We start from the raw sequence: 2,927 nt of genomic DNA, 5'->3' as shown, positions 1-2,927 counted from the left end.
ACCTTCGCACTGATGTCGGCGTTCCCGTTGATCCTGCTGGGGCAGTGGGACACGCTGGCCAGCCGGGTGGTGCTCTCGGCGGGCTGGGGTTTTCTGATCTGGGGTCTGGGCATGTACCTGTGGGCTTTCGTGCTGTACCTGCTCCAGGTGCGGCTGGTGGTGCGCACCATGCCGAAGGTCTCCGGTGGCTGAGCCGTTCTTCGCGCTCAGCGGCTACGACGCCCGGGGCGCCTCGGGCGCCCACACGGCGGGGCCGCAGCGGTTCGCGGTGCCGTCCCTGCTGCGCTCGCTGCTGTCCGAACACCTCGATCCGGGCTATGCCGCGGCGACCGCCCGGCGTCAGCGCCGTGCCGGGCCCGCCACGGCCGGCACTCGGATGGCCGGCTGGGTCTGGGAGGCCGTGGCGGCGCTGCTGCTGGCGTCGGTCTTCGCGCTGGCCGTCGCGCAGGCCCGCCTGGTGGCGCCCGGCGAGCGCGACGCCCAACAGGTGCTGGCGACCAACGTGCGGGCAGCTGAGGGCGCCACCGGCAAGCTGGTCGACAAACGCGACGGCTACGCCAACCGCGTCGACGAACTGCGCCGGCACCGGCTGGCCGACGACGCCCAGGGACGCAGCGTGCTGGCCGGTCTCGACGCGCTCAGCCTGGAAAGCGGGAGCACCCGGGTGACCGGTCCCGGGGTAACCGTCACGGTGACCGATCCCGGCGCCGGGCGAAACCTCTCCGATGCCTCCAAACAGCGGGTCTCCGGCAGCCAGCAGATCATCTTGGACCGCGACCTGCAGCTGGTGGTCAACTCGCTGTGGGCCAGCGGCGCCGAGGCCATCGCCGTCGGCGACGTGCGCATCGGGCCCAACGTCACGATCCGGCAGGCCGGCGGCGCCATCCTGGTCGACAACAAGCCCATCAGCAGTCCCTACACCGTGCAGGCCATCGGAGCGCCCCGGGAACTGCGCAACGCCTTCGACCGCAGCCCCGGGCTCTACCGGTTGCGGCTGCTGGAGGCGTCTTACGGGGTGGTGGTTCGCGTCGACGGCCGCAGCACCGGCGACATCACCCTGCCGGCCGGGTCGCGGCGAGATGTCCGGTTCGCCCGACAACTAGGGGCGTCGTGACGCAAGCTTGCGCTGCGGGATGCGGTATCGCCGGAGTGGTTGCCCGCCAGGGGCGGGGTCGGGAGGCTGGAGTGATTCTTCGATGATCGGTATTGCGGCGCTGATCGCCGGCATCGTGCTGGGTCTGGTCTTTCACCCCAGCGTTCCCGAGGTGGTGCAGCCGTATCTGCCGATAGCCGTGGTGGCGGCGCTCGACGCCGTGTTCGGCGGCCTGCGCGCCTACCTCGAGCGCATCTTCGACGCGAAGGTGTTCGTGGTGTCGTTCGTGTTCAACGTCCTGGTCGCGGCCCTGATCGTGTATCTCGGGGACCAGCTGGGGGTCGGCACCCAGCTCTCGACGGCGATCATCGTGGTGCTGGGAATCCGTATCTTCGGCAACGCCGCGGCGCTGCGGCGGCGACTGTTCGGGGCCTGAGGTCCATGAGTAGCACCGATCCGGCGCCGCACGGCAGGCACGAGTTGCCGCAGCCGGCCCACGGGGATGGCGGACCGCCCGGGCGCGGTCGCTCCGGACCACTGTTCAGCGTGCTGGGGTTGCTGCTGTGCCTGCTGCTGGGTGTGGCGATTGTCACCCAAGTCCGGCAGAACGACTCCGAGGACGCCCTGGAGGCGGCCCGGCCCGCCGACCTGCTGGTGCTGCTGGATTCGTTGCGTCAGCGCGAGGCCACGCTCAACACCGAGATAGCCGAACTGCAGCAGACACTCGACGCGCTGCAGGAGTCCGGCAGCAGTGACCAGGCCGCCATCGAGAACGCCCAGGCGCGGCTGTCGGCGCTGGCGATCATGATCGGCACCGTGGGAGCGGTCGGGCCCGGAGTGGTGATCACCGTCGACGATCCGGCCCGCGGTGTCGCCCCCGAGACGATGCTCGACGTGATCAACGAGCTGCGGGCGGCCGGTGCTGAGGCGATGGAGGTCCGCGACGCCAACCGGGCGGTGCGCATCGGGGTGGACTCGTGGGTGGCCGGCACGCCGGGCGCGCTGGAGTTCGACGGCACCGCGTTGACGCCCCCATATTCGGTTCTGGCCATTGGAGATCCCCCGACCCTGGCCGCCGCCATGAACATTCCCGGCGGGGCCGTCGACAGCGTCAGGCGGCTGGGCGGCGCCATGGGAGTGCAGCAGACCGAGCATGTGGAGGTGACCGTGTTGCGGCAACCGAAACCGCGCCAATACGCTCAGCCAGTCAAGTGAGCCCGACCGCGCAAGGAGCACGATCACTGTGAGCTCGGAAAGTTTAGTTCCCGCCGACCTGTACTACACCGCTGAGCACGAGTGGGTCCGCCGCATCGGCCCGGACACCGTCCAGGTGGGCATCACCGATTTCGCGCAGGCCGCCCTGGGTGACGTCGTCTTCGTACAGTTGCCCGCCGCGGGCACCGGGGTCAGCGCCGGCGAGCCGTTCGGCGAGGTGGAGTCCACCAAGTCGGTCTCGGACCTGTATGCCCCGATCAGCGCGTCGGTGAGCGCGGTCAACGCCGAACTGGACGCCAACCCCCAACTGGTGAACTCCGACCCCTATGGCGTCGGCTGGTTGGTGGAACTCCAGGTGGCCGACGCGGATTCGGCGGCGCTGGAGCAGAGTCTGTCGGGATTGTTGTCCGCCGACGCCTACCGCGCGACGCTGTCGGAATGACAATTGTTAACCTGCCTGCCGGGACGCGCCGGGTATCCGGCGACATGATCCCGCGGTGCGGGGGACATGACGGCTCGCTGCGCGGTACGGTCGACTCAACGATTCAGGGTTGGGCGCAAGAGATGTCCGGCGGGCGCGACCAGGTAGCCACAACAGCGGCCAGTGAGGAGTAGCGGG

General features: G+C 69.7%; 4 protein-coding genes and 1 pseudogene. All 5 read left to right on the top strand.

Features of this window, described 5'->3' with window-relative positions:
• Positions 1-192 (top strand): annotated as a pseudogene (locus LI92_RS20715) (CDP-alcohol phosphatidyltransferase family protein); the annotation flags it as partial.
• Entirely contained in the window at positions 185-1,114 is a 930-nt protein-coding gene (locus LI92_RS20710) for a DUF881 domain-containing protein (RefSeq protein WP_046322241.1), read from the top strand. The pseudogene LI92_RS20715 and the gene LI92_RS20710, both read left to right, overlap by 8 nt.
• Before the next feature lie 82 nt (positions 1,115-1,196).
• Positions 1,197-1,529: a small basic family protein gene (locus tag LI92_RS20705; protein ID WP_013828851.1), complete on the top strand. Its 333-nt coding sequence runs from the start codon at positions 1,197-1,199 to the stop codon at positions 1,527-1,529.
• Positions 1,530-1,534: 5 nt separating this feature from the next.
• Complete coding sequence (locus tag LI92_RS20700) at positions 1,535-2,308, top strand: DUF881 domain-containing protein (RefSeq protein ID WP_046322238.1); 774 nt, start codon at positions 1,535-1,537, stop codon at positions 2,306-2,308.
• Positions 2,309-2,336: 28 nt separating this feature from the next.
• Positions 2,337-2,750 carry a glycine cleavage system protein GcvH gene (gene gcvH, locus LI92_RS20695; protein WP_046322236.1) on the top strand — a complete coding sequence of 138 codons (414 nt, stop codon included), beginning with the start codon at positions 2,337-2,339 and terminating at the stop codon, positions 2,748-2,750.
• Positions 2,751-2,927: the final 177 nt, after the last annotated feature.

It is taken from the genome of Mycobacterium sp. UM_Kg1 (assembly GCF_000972925.1).
Taxonomy (GTDB): Bacteria; Actinomycetota; Actinomycetes; order Mycobacteriales; family Mycobacteriaceae; genus Mycobacterium; species Mycobacterium hiberniae.
The sequence above is the reverse complement of the archived record's forward strand: the minus strand, read 5'-3'. Positions and strand labels throughout refer to the sequence as shown.